Here is a 15,239-nt window from a genome sequence, read left to right on the forward strand (position 1 = left end):
CGTCGACCTGGCGGCCGTCGACCGTGCCGCGGAAGTTGTTGAACACCGACTCGACCCTGGTCTCGACCTCGACGATCGCCCGGCGCAGGTCGTCGGGCACCTGGTGGGGGACGAACGCGTCGTGGAGCAGGGCGAGCTGGCGGTCGAGCAGGTGGGGCGGGGGCGTGCCGTCGGCGCGCAGCACGCGCCACCAGGGGACGTCCTCGCGCTCGCCGTGGCGGAGCAGGACCTGGCCGACGTCGCGGGCGGTAGCGTCGCCCTCGGCCAGGGCGGCCACGTCGCCGTAGGTCAGGACCCGCCCCGAGGGGATCCGCCTGACCACGGCCAGGACCCTGGCCGCGAGCTCGTCCACTAGCCGGTCCCCTTGGCGGCGCGCTTGGCCGCCTGCTTGAAGGCGCGGACCTCGGCCAGGGTGTCGGCGTCGGTGACGTCGGCGGCGGAGCGGCGCGACCCGTCCTCGCCGTAGGGCCCGGCCGCCTCCCGCCAGCCCTCGGGCCGGACCCCGAGCTGCTTGCCCAGCAGGGCGACGAAGATCCGCGCCTTCTGCTCGCCGAAGCCGGGCAGGGCGCGCAGCCGGGCCAGCAGCTCCTTGCCGGAGGCGGCGGTCCGCCAGATGGCGGCGGCGTCTCCGCCGTACCGGTCGACCACGATGCGGCAGAGCGTCTGGACCCGCCCGGCCATCGCCGCAGGGTAGCGGTGCAGGGCCGGCGGGCCGGCCATCAGCTTGACGAACGCGTCCGGGTCCCAGCCGGCCAGCTCGGCCGCGTCGAGCGACGTCCGCTCCATCCGCTGGGCCAGCCGCCAGGGCGCCCGGAACGCCCATTCCAGGGGGAACTGCTGGTCGAGCAGCATCCCCATGAGCAGGGCCAGCGGGTCCCTGGCGAGCAGCGCGTCGGCCTCGGGGTCCTGGGCCAGCCGCAGGGTGGGTGGTGTCACCGTTGACCTCCGATCTGGACGGCCGCGCCGACCTGGCGGTCCTGGCGGGGCAGGGCGGTGGGGCGGTTGTCACGGATCCAGACGTCGATGCGCGCCCACCAGTCGTACAGCCAGTCGACCTGGGCCTCCCGGCCCTCCGGGACCTCGGCGGCGGGCACGCGCCACCAGCGGGCCTTGAGGACCTGCTCCATGGGCAGGGCCCGCCAGACGTCGCCGAGGGTGATGACATGCTCCAGGCCGGTGTGGGCGACGAAGACGACGTCGGCGGTGGGGGCGGCCTCGATCGCGGCCAGGGCGCCGTTCGGCTTGGGCGGGAGCAGATGCTCCATGGCCCTGGCCCTGGCCGCCTCCTCGGCCAGGCGGCGCTCCTCCAGCAGCCGGATGGCCCGGAGCCGCCGGCGCGGGGTGAAGTTGCCGCCCTCGGGGAAGATCACCAGCGCCCCGGTGGGGCCCAGGCCGGCGGCGAGGCGCTGGATCTCCTTGATGACCAGGTTGCCGGCGCCGTGCCGGGCCGGGACGAAGGCGTTGGGCAGGCGGTTGATGATCACGTCGAGGCTGGGGTCGTACTGGAGGGCCGCCTTCATGACGATCCGGGGCTTGCGCCCGTAGCGGCTGAGCAGGTGATGCACGAGCAGGAACGAGTCGCCGGGGCCGGCGTGGCGGCTGAGCACGATCACCGGCCGGGTCAGGCGGGCCCTGGCCTCCTCGGGGGTGAGCTCCGGCTCCTCGATCTCGATGCGCAGGCGGAAGGTCCGGGCCGCCACCCGGAACACCACCGCCAGCCACCAGCGCATCAGCGCGTAGTGGCGTTCCAGGTACTCCTCCGAGCTCAGCCGGCCGCCGAAGCCGCTGGCCACCCAGAGGGCCAGGGCGGCGAACAGGGCCACCGACTCCATGGCCAGCCAGACCAGCCCGAACCAGAGCAGCCGCAGGGCCCGCCAGTGGCCGGGCAGCAGCGGCGAGGCGGCCGCGGCCAGGATGACCAGGCCGGGCAGCAGGACCAGAAGCCCGACGGTGATGACCAGCACCAGCGGGGCCAGCACGAGCCGGCGCACGATCCGCGGTGGCAGCACCCGTCACCCCGTCCCTGTCGTCCGGGGGGCTAGGCTTGAGCCTCCCGGACCCCCGGCGGAGGCCTCGGCCAGGTAGGCGGCCGAGGCCTCGTACGCCCGCTGGATGCGCTCGTCGATCCGGGAGGTGTCGCGGTAGCGGAGCTGGGACAGGTCGACCCCGGCCTGGGCGTCGGCTCCGGCGGGCAGGACGTGGACGGTCACCCCCGGCGGGACCGCGGCCATGTCCTCGGCGAACCGGTGGCGGCGGGCGATCTCGAACGCCACCAGCCCGACCTCCCAGGGGCGGGACGGCACCTGCAGGGGCCGCTCGATGCGGCCGACGTGGAGCACGTACACGGTCCGGGCGCCCAGCTCGAGGGCGCGGCCGATGGGGATGCTGTGGACCAGGCCGCCGTCGAAGAAGTGCTCGTCGCCCACCCGGACCGGCGGCAGCAGGCCGGGCACGGCCGCCGAGGCCAGCACCGCCGGGACGATCGGCCCGGTGGTGAACCAGTGGGCGGCGGCCCGCTCGATGCTGGCGGCCACGCACTGGAAGGGCAGGGCCAGCTCCTCGATGTTGCGCACCGGCAGGGCCTTCAGGAGGTCGCGCAGCGGCTCGTTCGGGTGCAGGTGGGTGCCGGACCGGGCCAGGGTCCGGACCCGCCCGAACAGCGAGCCCCCGAACGCCTCGGCGGCCACGCCCTCGCGCCACACCGCGGCCAGCTCGGGCACGGCGGCACCCGGGTCGCGGTGGGCGGCCACGAACACGCCGTTGAGCGCCCCCACCGAGGTGCCCAGCACCAGGTCGGGCCGGACCCCGGCCTCGGCCAGCGCCTGGAGCATGCCGACCTCGTGGGCGCCGAGCACCCCGCCCCCGCCGAGCACGAAGGCGACCTCGTGCGCCCGGCCCTGGTCCCCCGCCACCGTTCCTCCCTCCGTCGGCCCGATGATCCCATAACGGCCCAGCCGGGACGGCCACTCGTGACGTCCGGGGACTGGGGCGACCTGGCCGGAGGGGCGGCCAACGTCGGGCGAGGGGGCAGGCTCCCGGTCGCAGCCTGCCCGTCATAGGATGCAGGGAGCATGTCCCGCTCGGGAAGGTGGTGTGTCGTGCGGCGGTATCTGGTGGTTGCCAACCAGACCCTCGGGGGGGAGGAGCTGTGGGCGGCGATCCGGGAGCGGGTCGCGGCCGGGGACTGCCACTTCCACCTGCTGGTGCCGGCGACGCCGGCGGCCCAGCTCGACCCGGGCTCCACCGCCGGAGTGGCCGCGGCCGGTGGGCCGGGGGAGGCGGGGCCGGAGGGGCTGGACCGGAAGGCGGCGCGGGAGCTGCTGGAGGACGAGCTGGACGACGCCGACATCCGGGAGCGGGGCGAGGACCTGGGGCGGCGGCTGGCCCGGCAGCGGATGCGGCACGAGCTGGACCGGATGCGGGAGCTGGGGGCCAGCGTCAGCGGCGAGATCGGGGTGGCCGATCCGGTGGACGCGGTTAGGGTGGTGCTGCACCGCTGGGAGTTCGACGAGGTGATCCTGTCCACCCTGCCCGGGCGGCGGTCCCGCTGGCTGGCCGCCGACCTGCCGACCAAGATCCGCCGCGGGTTCAAGCTCCCGGTGACCCAGGTCACCGGGACGACCGCGGCGACGCGCTGACCGACGAACAGGACGACGAGGAAGGAACCGCATGGCGAGCAGGACGGTCAACGGCGACCGGGCCAGGATCGGCGCCCGAACCCTGCGCAGGGACCGGTGGTGGCTGGCACCGCTGGTCACGGTGGCCGTGCTCGGCGGCTTCGTCATCTACGGCACCTGGGTGGCATTCGCGAACCAGGACTACTACGCCGACCCGTACCTGTCGCCGTTCTACTCGCCGTGCCTGGCCGCCAGCTGCGAGGAGCCGACCTGGGCGATCGTGGGCAGCTGGTGGCCGCTGTCCCCCGCCCTGCTGGTGCTGCCGTTCCCGCTCGGGTTCCGGCTCACCTGCTACTACTACCGCAAGGCCTACTACCGCTCGTTCTGGTGGGCGCCGCCGGCCTGCGCCGTCCCCGACGCCCGCCCCCGCTACACCGGCGAGACCCGCTTCCCCCTGATCCTCCAGAACATCCACCGCTACTTCTTCTACCTGGCCCTGCCCTTCCCGGTGATCCTGGCCTGGGACGCGCTGCGGGCGTTCCATTTCCCCGACGGGTGGGGCATCGGCCTCGGCACCGTGATCCTGCTGGTCAACGCCGTGTTCCTGGCCCTCTACACGATCAGCTGCCACTCCTGCCGGCACCTCTGCGGCGGCCGCCTGAACAGCTTCTCCAAGGCCCCGGCCCGCTACTGGATGTGGCGCCAGGTGTCGGCCCTCAACGCCCGGCACATGCTGCTGGCCTGGGTCAGCCTGGTCTTCGTGGCCCTGGCCGACCTGTACGTCCGGCTGGTGGCGACCGGCGTCATCAGCGACCCGAGGTTGGTGTTCTAGAACCATGGCCGAGCACGAGACCCACGAGTTCGACGTCGTCGTCATCGGGGCCGGCGGGGCCGGCCTGCGGGCCGCCATCGAGGCCCACGACCGGGGGGCCCGCACCGCCCTGGTCTGCAAGTCGCTGCTGGGCAAGGCCCACACGGTCATGGCCGAGGGCGGCATCGCCGCCGCCATGGGCAACGTCTACCCCGACGACAACTGGCGGGTGCACTTCCGCGACACCATGCGGGGCGGCAAGATGCTCAACAGCTGGCGCATGGCCCAGCTCCACGCCCAGGAGGCCCCCGACCGGGTGTACGAGCTGGAGGAGTGGGGGGCGCTGTTCGACCGCACCGACGACGGCCGCATCCTCCAGCGCGACTTCGGCGGCCACCGCTTCGCCCGCCTGGCCCACGTCGGCGACCGCACCGGCCTGGAGATGATCCGGACCCTCCAGCACCGGGCCGTGTCCCAGGGCGTCGAGGTGTTCATGGAGTGCACCGTGATGCGCCTGCTCACCGACGGCGACCGGATCGCCGGGGCGGTCGCCTACTGGCGCGAGTCGGGCCGGCTGGTGGTGTTCCGGGCCAAGGCGGTGGTGCTGGCCACCGGCGGCATCGGCAAGGCCTGGAAGGTCACCTCGAACTCCTGGGAGTACACCGGCGACGGCCACGCCCTGGCCCTGTGGGCCGGGGCCGACCTGGTCGACATGGAGTTCGTCCAGTTCCACCCCACCGGCATGGTCTGGCCGCCGTCGGTCCGCGGCATCCTGGTCACCGAGGGGGTGCGCGGCGACGGCGGGGTGCTGCGCAACAGCCAGGGCAAGCGGTTCATGTTCGACTACATCCCCGAGATGTTCCGGGCGGAGACGGCCGAGACCGAGGAGGAGGCCGACCGCTGGTACGACGACCGCCAGAACAACCGCCGTACCCCCGACCTGCTCCCCCGCGACGAGGTCGCCCGGGCCATCAACACCGAGGTCAAGGAGGGCCGGGGCAGCCCCCACGGCGGGGTCTTCCTGGACATCGCCTCGCGCAAGCCGGCCGACTACATCCAGCGCCGCCTGCCCTCGATGTACCACCAGTTCAAGGAGCTGGCCGACGTCGACATCACCAGGGAGCCGATGGAGGTCGGCCCGACCTGCCACTACGTGATGGGCGGGGTCCGGGTCGACCCCGACACCCAGGCCGCCACCGTGCCCGGGCTGTTCGCGGCCGGCGAGGCCGCCGGGGGCATGCACGGGGCCAACCGCCTCGGCGGCAACTCCCTGTCCGACCTGCTGGTCTTCGGCCTGCGGGCCGGCCGCTACGCCGCCGAGCACGCGGCCTCGGCCGGCGACCCCCCGGCCGTCGACCCGGCCCAGGTCGAGGCGGCCGAGCGCGAGGCCCTGGCCCCGTTCGAGCGGGCCGGCGCCGGCGAGAACCCCTACACCGTCCAGCAGGACCTGCAGGACTGCATGCAGGAGCTGGTCGGCATCATCCGCACCGAGGGCGAGCTGAAGAGCGCCCTGGAACGGATCACGGCCCTCAAGGAGCGGGCGGCCCGGGTCGGGGTCGAGGGGCACCGGCAGTACAACCCGGGCTGGCACCTGGCCCTCGACCTGCGCTCGCTGCTCACGGTGTCCGAGTGCGTGGCCCTGGCCGCGCTGGAGCGCCGCGAGAGCCGCGGCGGCCACACCCGCGACGACTACCCCAAGCCCGACCCGGAGCTGGGCAAGGTCAAGATGGTCGTCCGGGCCCGGGAGGGCAAGGTGGCCGTGAGCCGGGAGCCGCTGGACGACCTGCCCGACGACCTCAGGCAGCTGTTCGAGGAGAAGCCCCGTTCATGACCACCTATGACGTCAACCTGCGCCTGTGGCGCGGCGACCAGGCCGGCGGCGAGCTGCGCGACTACACCGTCGCCTGCGAGGACGGCGAGGTCGTGCTCGACGCCATCCACCGCGTCCAGGCGACCCAGGCCGGCGACCTGGCCGTCCGCTGGAACTGCAAGGCCGGCAAGTGCGGCTCCTGCTCGGCCGAGGTCAACGGCCGCCCGCGGCTGCTCTGCATGACCCGCCTGAACATCTTCGAGCGGGGCGAGCCGATCACCGTCACGCCCCTGCGCACCTTCCCGGTCGTGCGCGACCTGGTCACCGACGTGTCCTTCAACTTCGAGATGGCCAAGCGGGTGCCGGCGTTCGCCCCCCGGCCTCGCGAGGCCGACGGCACCTACCGGATGGCCCAGGAGGACATCGACCGGGTGCAGGAGTTCCACAAGTGCATCGAGTGCTTCCTGTGCCAGAACGTCTGCCACGTCATCCGCGACCACGAGGAGAACAAGCCCAGCTTCGCCGGACCGCGCATGTTCATCCGCTACGCCGAGCTGGAGATGCACCCGCTGGAGACCGGCGACCGGCGCGAGCTGCTCCGCTCCCAGATGGGCCTGGGCCTGTGCAACATCACCAAGTGCTGCACCGAGGTCTGCCCCGAGCACATCAACATCACCGACAACGCCATCATCCCCCTCAAGGAACGGGTCGCCGACGTCCGCTACGACCCGATCACCTGGCTGGGCAGCAAGATCCGGCGCCGCCGGGAGGGCGACCGGCCCTAGCCGGTCACCGAGCCGCCGAGGCGGGTGAGGAGGCCGACGAACGCGGCCTCGGAGAAGCCGACCGCGAACGCGACCGCGGCCACCCCGGCTGGGCCGCCGGCGACGCTGACCAGGCCGCCGTCGTCGATCAGGAACGTGAGCACGCCGGCGGCGGCGCCGACCAGCACCTGGCCGCAGAAGAACAGCCAGAACTGGCGGACCTGGGTGCCGAGGGTGACCTCGTCGCGGAGGCGGATGAGGCCGCCGAGGGCCGCCCCGGCGGCCCCGGCCGCCGCCGCCGACCACAGCGCCCGGTCGTCGGCCACCAACGCGGCCACGGCGGCGGCGAAGGCGGCCACGGCCAGCAGCAGGACCAGGATGGTCGGGGCCGTGACCCGCTGCTTGAGGGCCCAGCGGGCCTTGACGGCCTGGGCCTGCGACTCCTTGGCGTGCATCAGCCGGGCCAGCCGCTCGCGGGTCGCCTCGACCTCGTCGGCCCCCACCGGCTGGGCCGCCTCGGGATGGCGGGTGACCCCGCCGGGGAGCAGCGCCGGCAGCTCGTCGCCGTACAGCGACCGCCAGGTGGCGACCGTGCCCGGCGCCTCGTCGTAGAGGTCGGCCAGCCGGCCGGCCAGGTAGGTACGGTCGCCCAGCTCGATCAGCAGCCGCTCCAGCTCGAAGCGGCGGCCGAGCAGCAGCTCGAGGGTGAGCGGGACCTCGGTCGGGAGGGTGATGCGGTCGCGCAGCTCCTCCTCCCGGTCCTTGAGGGCCGCCGCCTGGGCCGGGTCCCCGCTGAGGCCGTGGGCGGACCGCAGGTACAGGGCGTCGGCGTCGACCACCAGCCGCAGGAAGACCTGGAGGTTCTTGACGAACTCGGCGTCGCGGGCGTCGGGGCTGCGCAGGCCGGGCTCCTCGCCCGTCTCGCGGCGCCCGTGGACCAGCAGCCGCTCCAGCAGCCGCCGCTGGGAGAGCACGGCCTCGCTGAGCTCGGTGCTCGCCGGCACGGGCAACCTCCTCCTTCGGTATTGGTCGGCTGAACAGCATAAACCGGCGTTGACAGCCTGGCTTGCCTGCCAACAAGATCCAGCGAGCGAAAGGGGTGTGCGATGGCGCAGACGGGGCTCCTGACCCTCGACGAGCTGCGGGCCGAGGTCGAGGCCGGACGGGTCGACACGGTGCTGCTGGCCATGGCCGACATGCAGGGCCGGCTCCAGGGCAAGCGGCTGGCCGCCACCCACTTCCTCGACGACGTGCTCCACCACAACGCCGAGGGCTGCAACTACCTGCTGGCTGTCGACGTCGACATGAACACCGTCTCCGGGTACGCGATGAGCTCCTGGGACAAGGGTTACGGCGACTTCGTCTTCAAGCCCGACCTGTCGACCCTGCGGATGGTCCCCTGGCAGGAGGGCACCGCCCTGGTCATGTGCGACCTGGAATGGGAGGACGGCAGCCCGGTCCTGGCCTCGCCCAGGGGGGTGCTGAAGCGGCAGCTGGAGCGGCTGGCCGAGCGCGGCTGGGTCGCCTACGCCGGCACCGAGCTCGAGTTCATCGTGTTCCGCGACAGCTACGAGGAGGCCTGGGCCAAGGCCTACCGCGACCTGCGCCCGGCCAACGACTACAACGTCGACTACTCGCTGCTGGGCACGGCCCGGATCGAGCCCCTGCTGCGGCGCATCCGCAACTCCATGGCCGGGGCCGGCCTGCGGGTCGAGTCGGCCAAGGGCGAGTGCAACTACGGCCAGCACGAGATCGCCTTCCGCTACGCCGACGCCCTGGCCACCGCCGACGGCCACGTCATCTACAAGAACGGGGCCAAGGAGATCGCCGCCCAGGACGGCTGCAGCCTGACGTTCATGTCCAAGTACAACGAGCGCGAGGGCAACTCCTGCCACATCCACTTCAGCGTCCGCGCCGCCGACGGCGACGAGGCGGTGATGGCCGGCGACCGGCAGCACGGCTACTCGGAGCTGATGGAGCAGTTCGTGGCCGGGCAGCTCGCCTGCCTGCGCGAGCTGACCCTGTTCCTGGCCCCCAACGTCAACTCCTACAAGCGGTTCGTGGCCGGGAGCTTCGCTCCCACGGCGGTCGCCTGGGGCCACGACAACCGCACCTGCGCCCTGCGGGTTGTGGGCCACGGCCACGCCCTGCGCCTGGAGAACCGGGTCCCCGGCGGCGACGTCAACCCCTACCTGGGCCTGGCCGCGATCATCGCCGCCGGCCTGCACGGGGTCGACAAGGGCCTGGTCCTCGAGGACGAGTTCACCGGCAACGCCTATGCGGCCGACAAGCCGTCGGTGCCGAGGACGCTGCGGGAGGCCCGCGACCTGTTCGCCGACAGCGAGGTCGCCCGCCAGGCGTTCGGGGCCGAGGTGGTCGACCACTACACCAACATGGCCACCGTGGAGCTGGACGCGTTCGACGCCGCCGTCACCGACTGGGAGCGGTTCCGGGGCTTCGAACGGCTATGACCCGGCCCAGCGGTGCCCCGGCCCCATCCGCCGGTGACGGACCGGACGGCCGACCGGCTGGGCCGTTGTTCGAGGTCCGCGACCCGGCCACCGAGGCGGTGATCGAGCGGCTCGAGGCCGCCACCGCCGACGACGCCGACGCCGCCGTCGCCCGGGCCAAGGGGGCGTTCGAGGGCTGGCGGGCGGTCGCCCCGGCCGACCGGTCCCGGCTGCTGCGCCGGCTGGCCGAGCGCCTCGACGCCGAGCGCGAGCGCCTGGCCCAGCTGGAGATGCGCAACACCGGCAAGCCGATCGGCGACGCCCGGGGCGAGCTGGGCATGGTGGTCGACACCTTCGCCTACTACGCGGGCGCGCCCGAGCGGCTGCTGGGCGACACCATCCCGGTGGCCGGCGGGGTCGACCTGACCTTCCGGGAGCCGCTCGGGGTGGTGGCGCTGATCGTGCCCTGGAACTTCCCCCTGACCATCGCCTCCTGGAAGCTCGCCCCCGCCCTGGCCGCCGGCAACACGGTCGTGCTCAAGCCGGCCGGGCTGACCCCGCTGACCGCCCTCGCCTTCCAGGACCTGGCGGAGGAGGCCGGCATCCCGCCGGGGGTGGTGAACGTGCTCGCCGGGCCGGGCCGGGTGGTCGGCCGGCGGCTGGTCGAGCACCCGGACGTGGCCAAGATCGCCTTCACCGGCTCGACCGAGGTGGGGCGGGGCATCATGGCCGGGGCGGCCGGGACCATCAAGCGGGTCACCCTGGAGCTGGGCGGCAAGTCGGCCAACCTGGTCTTCGCCGACGCCGACCTGGAGGCGGCGGCGGCCGCGGCCCCGTCGGCCGTGTTCGGCAACGCCGGCCAGGACTGCTGCGCCCGCTCCCGCATCCTGGTCGAGCGGTCGGCCATGGACGAGTTCCTGTCGCTGCTGGAGCCGGCCGTGACCGGCCTGCGGGTCGGCGACCCGGCCGACGAGCAGACCCAGATGGGCCCGCTGATCTCGGCCGGCCAGCGCGAGACGGTGGCCTCGTTCGTGCCCGAGGGCACGCCGGTGGCCATCCGCGGGTCCGCCCCCGACGGCCCCGGCTTCTGGTACCCGCCGACCGTGCTCACCGGGGTCGCCCCGGGCGACCGGGCGGCCACCGAGGAGATCTTCGGCCCGGTCGCCGTGGTCCTGCCCTTCGCCGACGAGGCCGAGGCGGTGCGCCTGGCCAACGCCAGCATCTACGGCCTCTCCGGCTCGGTCTGGACCCGCGACCTGGCCCGCGGCCTGCGGGTGGCCAGGGCGCTGGAGACCGGCACCCTGTCGGTCAACTCCAACACCTCGGTCCGGGTCGCCACCCCCTTCGGCGGCTTCAAGCAGTCAGGCGTGGGCCGCGAGCTCGGCCCCCACGCCCTCGACCACTACACCGAGGTCAAGAACGTGTTCATCGCCACCTGACGGCCGCCGTCGCCGTCGAGGTCAGTCGATGAGCTCGAAGTCGGCGTCGTAGTGCAGCACCACGGCGCCGTGGTGCTCGGCCACCGCGGCGGTCAGCAGGCCGACCACGCCGGCGGCGTTCGGCGATGATCTTGGCGTCGGCTGCGTCGCGTCCGGAGTAGCCGGCCTCCAGGTCGACGGTCACGCAGGTGGCCGCGACGCGGTCGCCGATGAGCCCGGCGATGACGCGACGGACCGCCGGGCGGTCGCTGCGCTCATGCGCCGAGGTGTTGAGCGATCAATCCAGATAGCTGCGGCCCAGCTGGCGCAGGCGGGCGTGGGTGCCGCGGTAGAGCTCGGCCGGGGGCAGCAGGTCCTTGCGGAGCTTGGAGACGAAGGTGTAGTTGGGGTCGACCACGTTGGCCACCGGCGCCTCGGCGGCCTGGGTGAGGAGCTGGTAGGCGTCGAGCTGGTCGAGGCCCCAGGCCTCGGCGATCCACTGCACGAGGTCGACCTGGGAGATGCGGAAGGCGTCCTCCAGCGGCCGGGCCGACCCGGTGCTCATCAGGTGGGTGTCGCTCTCCAGCCGGGGCCAGGGCGTCGCCATCCCCTTGACCAGGTCGACGGCGACGACGGTGTCCATGGCCGCCTCCACGGCCACCCCGCAGCTCTCGCCCTCGCCCTGGCGGCAGTGGCCGTCGCCGATCGAGAACAGCGCCCCTTCGACGTTCACGCCCAGGTAGCAGGTGACGCCGGCCCGCATCTCGGGGGTGTCCATGTTGCCGCCGTGGGCGTCGGGGACCAGCGACGAGCGGGCCTCGAACGATCCCGGGGCGACCCCGACGGTGCCGTGCATCGGGTCGAGCGGCAGCTCGACGGCCAGCTCACCGCGCCGGGCCCGGAAGGTCACCGTCCGCCGGGCCCGGTCCACCTCGTACATCCAGACCACTTCGGCCAGCGGCTCCTGGAGCAGGGCGGTGGCGTGGGTGCCGGTCAGGGCGCCGAACAGCGGGATGGTGGTCGAGGCGGCCCAGTCCCGCGACGGCTCGATCGACAGGAAATGGATGGCCAGGGTGTCCCCGGGCTCGGCCCCCTCGACGTAGAACGGCCCGGTCTGCGGGTTGACGTAGGGGAACTCGACCACCCGGGAGACGAGGTCGTCGGGACCCCGGACCCGGCCCCCGAAGGCGTCCTCGGTCCACAGCTCCAGGATGCTGCCCGGCCGGACCCGGCGCACCGGGGGCACGCCCCCGAAGGTCCAGGCGAGCTCCGCCGGGTCCGGCCGGTAGCTGAGCACGTCCATGTGCCGTCCTCCGCGTCAGCTCGGCACCGGCGTCTCGCCGGCGGGCTCGTCGGCGAACACCCGGCCCGTCTCGCGGAGCCGCTCCGGGCGGCTGCGCATGAGGATGACCAGGTACACCAGGCCGATCGCGTACCAGATGCCGACCACGGGGCCGACCAGGCTGATCGGGTAGGGCAGGGCGCTGATGAAGTCGAACGTCTGGATGCCGACCGCGGTGAGGAACGCGGGCAGGAAGGCGAGGATGCCCAGGACCGGGACCAGGCCGTGCAGCAGGGGGTTGAACTCGGCCCGGCCCTCGCGCAGGAAGAAGACCAGGCAGGCCAGGTTCACCACCATGTAGATGGCGATGATGACCGCGGTGACGATGGTGCCGACGAGGGCGAAGGCGGTCAGCGGCCCGTACTGGAGTCCCAGCCAGACCGACACCACCACGCCGACGACGAACTGGACGATCACAGCCACGTCCGGTGAACGCCAGCGCGGGTTGACGTGCTCCAGGGGCCGGGGCAGGACCCGGATGCGGCCGAGAGCGAACCAGGTCCGGGTGGCCGCGTTGGCCGAGGCGTTGGCGTTGGCGATGGCCGAGTTGGCGATGGCCAGGAACACCAGCACCCAGCCAGCGCCCCAGGCCCCACGGGCCAGGGCGTCCCAGGGATTGCCGTCCCCCGAGGCCGGGAACTCGGCGAACCGGTCCGGGCCGAAGGACACGGTGGCCGCATAGGTGGTCAGCACGTAGAACACGCCGATGGCCAGACAGGAGTAGATGACCGCCTGCCGGATGGTGCGCCGCGGGTCCTTGGCCTCCTCGGCCAGGGGGGCCGCGGCCTCGAAGCCGATGAAGGCCAGGATCGTGTAGACGGAGCCGGCGACGACCCCGGAGAGGCCGGTGAAGCCCTCGACGTCGGCGAAGCCGGTGCCGAACACGGAAAGGGTGTTGGCGTCGCCGGCCTGGAAGATCAGGGTGACAGCCAGGGCCGCGAACACGAGGATCTCGAACAGCCCCAGCAGCGTGCCCGCGCCGGTGCTCAGCCGCACCCCGAACCACCCGAGGACGAAGACCACCACGGCCGCGAACACCGCCGACACCACCCACCAGGTGTCGTAGCTCCAGCCGAACTCCTGGTTCAGGGTACTGGCCACCACGTTGCCGAAGATGAGGAACAGCAGCGGCGCCACCAGGGGCTCCACGAACGCGTAGCCCAGCTGACCAGGAAGCCGACGGCCGGGTGCAGGCCGCGGGCGGCGTAGGTGGTGAAGCCGCCGGCCGACGGCAGGCGCCGGGCCAGCTGCCCGATCGAGACCGCCACCAGCAGGCAGCCGACCAGGGCGAAGATCACCGACAGGGGCAGGGCCCCGGCGGCGAAGTTGGCCCCGACGATGATCGAGAAGGCGACCGCGGCCGCCGGGGCCATGTGGGTGATCGACTGGAACAGGACCTCGCGGAGACCGATTGCTTCCCGGGCGAGGCCGGGGGACGGACGGTTCTGCACCATGGCGCGCCTCCTTCGGAGACCTCCCACCACCAGGACAGGCACGCCGAACGGTGAACCGACGCCATCTTCCTTGCAAGTGGCTCGACAGCGACGAGCCGCGCCAACGGGCCGAGGGTGCAGGCGGAACCGCGGCCACGGCGACATACTGGGCCGGCTCATCGGACACAGAGGAGGTCGGTCGAGATCGGTCGGCTCGAGGGGAAGGTGGCCGTCATCACGGGGGCGGCCAGCGGGATCGGGCGGGAGAGCGCGCGGCGGTTCGCGGCCGAGGGGGCGCTGGTGTGCGTGGCCGACCTGGCGGATGAGGCCGGGGAGGCGGTGGCGGACGAGGTCGGCGGGCTGTACCTGCACGCCGACGTGACCGACGAGGACGACGTCGTCGCCATGTACGCCAAGGCGGCGGAGCGCTACGGCGGGATCGACGTGCTGTTCAACAACGCCGGCATCGCCCCGCCGGACGACGTGTCGGTGCTCGAGACCAGCCTGGAGGCGTGGCAGCGGGTCCAGGACGTGAACCTCAAGGCGGTGTTCCTCTGCTGCAAGCACGGCATCCCCCACCTGCTGGCCCGCGGGGGCGGGTCGGTGGTCAACACGGCCTCGTTCGTGGCCGTGATGGGGGCGGCGACCTCGCAGATCTCCTACACCGCGTCCAAGGGCGGGGTGCTGGCCCTCTCACGCGAGCTGGGCGTCGAGTTCGGGCGGCGGGGAGTGCGGGTCAACGCCCTCTGCCCCGGCCCGGTCAACACCCCGCTGCTCCAGGAGCTGTTCGCCAAGGACCCGGAGAAGGCGGCCCGCCGCCTGGTCCACCTGCCCATGGGCCGCTTCGCCGAGGCGTCGGAGATCGCCGCCGCCGCCTGCTTCCTGGCCTCCGACGACGCCAGCTACATCACGGCCAGCACCTTCCTGGTGGACGGCGGCCTGTCCGGGGCGTACGTGACCCCGCTCGGGTAGGAGAAGGCGGATGGTGAAGGCGGTCACGCCTCGATCGTCCCCTCCAGCGGCAGGCGGTGGGTGATCAGGTCGGCCACCGGGACGGCGCCCGAGGCGATCAGGGCCAGGGCCTGCTGGTTGTGGGCGGGGCTGGAGCCGTTGGCGCCGACGATGCCGACCTCGCGGTAGTGGACGATGCTGGCGTCGCAGGTGATGGTCGGCCGGTCCTTGGGCAGGCCGCCGAAGAAGCTGACCATCCCCCGGCGGGCGGCCATGCGCAGGTAGAAGCGGACAACTCTCACTCTGGTCCGGCTCCTCCGCTGGACCGGAAGTGCAGGCAAACGTACCATGAGCGCGGCAGGCGACCTGTCGCGACGGAGCGCGGTTAGCACGTCGCAGGCGTGCTCGCCGCCCGGCTCGGAGGCACAGCATGGCCGTAAACGCCGAAGCAGCAGGCCGCAGCAGGACCGGCAGCGCCCGGGTCGCGGTGCAGAAGTTCGGCACCTTCCTGTCCGGCATGATCATGCCGAACATCGCCGCCTTCATCGCCTGGGGCTTCATCACCGCGTTCTTCATCGAGACCGGCTGGACCCCGGTCGGCGGGATCGGCGGCTTCGGCGAGGACGCCAACGGGGAGCCCAAC

The 15,239-nt window shown here is 73.0% G+C and carries 16 protein-coding genes and 1 pseudogene; 8 read left to right on the forward strand and 9 right to left on the reverse strand.

From position 1 onward, the window contains the following. The 4 genes from VF468_05865 to VF468_05880 all read right to left on the reverse strand — a co-directional run. A partial coding sequence (locus VF468_05865; protein HEX5877839.1) for an MGMT family protein occupies positions 1-352 on the reverse strand: 352 nt, incomplete at its 3' end. After that, the gene (locus tag VF468_05870; protein HEX5877840.1) at positions 352-936 is read right to left on the reverse strand and encodes an HhH-GPD-type base excision DNA repair protein; all 585 of its coding nucleotides are present in this window, start codon (positions 934-936) and stop codon (positions 352-354) included. The genes VF468_05870 and VF468_05865, both read right to left, overlap by 1 nt. Further along, positions 933-2,009, reverse strand: a complete 1,077-nt coding sequence (locus tag VF468_05875; GenBank protein HEX5877841.1) for a 1-acyl-sn-glycerol-3-phosphate acyltransferase — start codon at positions 2,007-2,009, stop codon at positions 933-935. The genes VF468_05870 and VF468_05875 overlap by 4 nt, the downstream gene beginning before the upstream one ends. A 3-nt stretch (positions 2,010-2,012) precedes the next feature. After that, positions 2,013-2,912 carry a patatin-like phospholipase family protein gene (locus VF468_05880; GenBank protein ID HEX5877842.1) on the reverse strand — a complete coding sequence of 300 codons (900 nt, stop codon included), beginning with the start codon at positions 2,910-2,912 and terminating at the stop codon, positions 2,013-2,015. 186 nt (positions 2,913-3,098) lie between these two features. Between VF468_05880 and VF468_05885 the strand changes: the two genes are divergently transcribed. From VF468_05885 to VF468_05900, 4 genes are read left to right on the forward strand one after another with little or no spacing between them, the layout of a single operon-like run. After that, positions 3,099-3,638: a hypothetical protein gene (locus VF468_05885; protein ID HEX5877843.1), complete on the forward strand. Its 540-nt coding sequence runs from the start codon at positions 3,099-3,101 to the stop codon at positions 3,636-3,638. Positions 3,639-3,669: 31 nt separating this feature from the next. Then, positions 3,670-4,449 carry a hypothetical protein gene (locus VF468_05890; GenBank protein ID HEX5877844.1) on the forward strand — a complete coding sequence of 260 codons (780 nt, stop codon included), beginning with the start codon at positions 3,670-3,672 and terminating at the stop codon, positions 4,447-4,449. Positions 4,450-4,453: 4 nt separating this feature from the next. Then, entirely contained in the window at positions 4,454-6,259 is a 1,806-nt protein-coding gene (locus VF468_05895) for a fumarate reductase/succinate dehydrogenase flavoprotein subunit (GenBank protein ID HEX5877845.1), read from the forward strand. Next, positions 6,256-7,023 carry a succinate dehydrogenase/fumarate reductase iron-sulfur subunit gene (locus tag VF468_05900; GenBank protein ID HEX5877846.1) on the forward strand — a complete coding sequence of 256 codons (768 nt, stop codon included), beginning with the start codon at positions 6,256-6,258 and terminating at the stop codon, positions 7,021-7,023. The genes VF468_05895 and VF468_05900 overlap by 4 nt, the downstream gene beginning before the upstream one ends. Here VF468_05900 and VF468_05905 read toward each other — a convergent pair. Further along, complete coding sequence (locus tag VF468_05905) at positions 7,020-8,006, reverse strand: hypothetical protein (GenBank protein ID HEX5877847.1); 987 nt, start codon at positions 8,004-8,006, stop codon at positions 7,020-7,022. The genes VF468_05900 and VF468_05905 overlap by 4 nt on opposite strands. A 102-nt stretch (positions 8,007-8,108) precedes the next feature. Between VF468_05905 and VF468_05910 the strand changes: the two genes are divergently transcribed. Beyond that, complete coding sequence (locus tag VF468_05910; GenBank protein ID HEX5877848.1) at positions 8,109-9,473, forward strand: glutamine synthetase family protein; 1,365 nt, start codon at positions 8,109-8,111, stop codon at positions 9,471-9,473. 65 nt (positions 9,474-9,538) lie between these two features. Then, complete coding sequence (locus VF468_05915) at positions 9,539-10,891, forward strand: aldehyde dehydrogenase family protein (protein ID HEX5877849.1); 1,353 nt, start codon at positions 9,539-9,541, stop codon at positions 10,889-10,891. Between the two features lie 277 nt (positions 10,892-11,168). Here the strand turns inward: VF468_05915 and VF468_05920 are convergent, their stop codons facing one another. The 3 genes from VF468_05920 to VF468_05930 are packed head-to-tail and all read right to left on the reverse strand — an operon-like array spanning position 11,169 to position 13,666. Then, positions 11,169-12,173, reverse strand: a complete 1,005-nt coding sequence (locus VF468_05920) for an acetamidase/formamidase family protein (GenBank protein ID HEX5877850.1) — start codon at positions 12,171-12,173, stop codon at positions 11,169-11,171. 15 nt (positions 12,174-12,188) lie between these two features. Then, positions 12,189-13,349, reverse strand: coding sequence for an APC family permease (locus VF468_05925; GenBank protein HEX5877851.1), 1,161 nt, complete (start codon positions 13,347-13,349; stop codon positions 12,189-12,191). After that, entirely contained in the window at positions 13,298-13,666 is a 369-nt protein-coding gene (locus tag VF468_05930; protein ID HEX5877852.1) for a hypothetical protein, read from the reverse strand. Before VF468_05930 ends, VF468_05925 begins: the two co-directional genes overlap by 52 nt. Positions 13,667-13,849: 183 nt before the next feature. Between VF468_05930 and VF468_05935 the strand changes: the two genes are divergently transcribed. Continuing rightward, on the forward strand, positions 13,850-14,617 hold the full coding sequence (locus VF468_05935; protein ID HEX5877853.1) for a 3-oxoacyl-ACP reductase: 768 nt from the start codon (positions 13,850-13,852) through the stop codon (positions 14,615-14,617). A gap of 23 nt (positions 14,618-14,640) precedes the next feature. On the opposite strand, the pseudogene VF468_05940 reads toward VF468_05935, so the two are convergent. After that, positions 14,641-14,877: pseudogene (locus VF468_05940) on the reverse strand (alcohol dehydrogenase). A 149-nt stretch (positions 14,878-15,026) separates the two neighbouring features. Here VF468_05940 and VF468_05945 point away from each other — a divergent pair. Next, positions 15,027-15,239, forward strand: a 213-nt coding sequence (locus tag VF468_05945) for a PTS mannitol transporter subunit IIB (protein HEX5877854.1), incomplete at its 3' end; no start/stop codon positions are given.

The sequence above is a fragment of the Actinomycetota bacterium genome (genome assembly GCA_036280995.1).
Taxonomy (GTDB): domain Bacteria; phylum Actinomycetota; class CALGFH01; order CALGFH01; family CALGFH01; genus CALGFH01.

Excerpts from the sequence above, each read along its gene's own strand:
- VF468_05890 (HEX5877844.1), top strand. The coding sequence starts at position 3,670 with ATGGCGAGCAGGACGGTCAACGGCGACCGGGCCAGGATCGGCGCCCGA.
- VF468_05895 (HEX5877845.1), top strand. The coding sequence starts at position 4,454 with ATGGCCGAGCACGAGACCCACGAGTTCGACGTCGTCGTCATCGGGGCC.
- VF468_05900 (HEX5877846.1), top strand. The coding sequence starts at position 6,256 with ATGACCACCTATGACGTCAACCTGCGCCTGTGGCGCGGCGACCAGGCC.
- VF468_05910 (HEX5877848.1), top strand. The coding sequence starts at position 8,109 with ATGGCGCAGACGGGGCTCCTGACCCTCGACGAGCTGCGGGCCGAGGTC.
- VF468_05920 (HEX5877850.1), bottom strand. The coding sequence starts at position 12,173 with ATGGACGTGCTCAGCTACCGGCCGGACCCGGCGGAGCTCGCCTGGACC.
- VF468_05930 (HEX5877852.1), bottom strand. The coding sequence starts at position 13,666 with ATGGTGCAGAACCGTCCGTCCCCCGGCCTCGCCCGGGAAGCAATCGGT.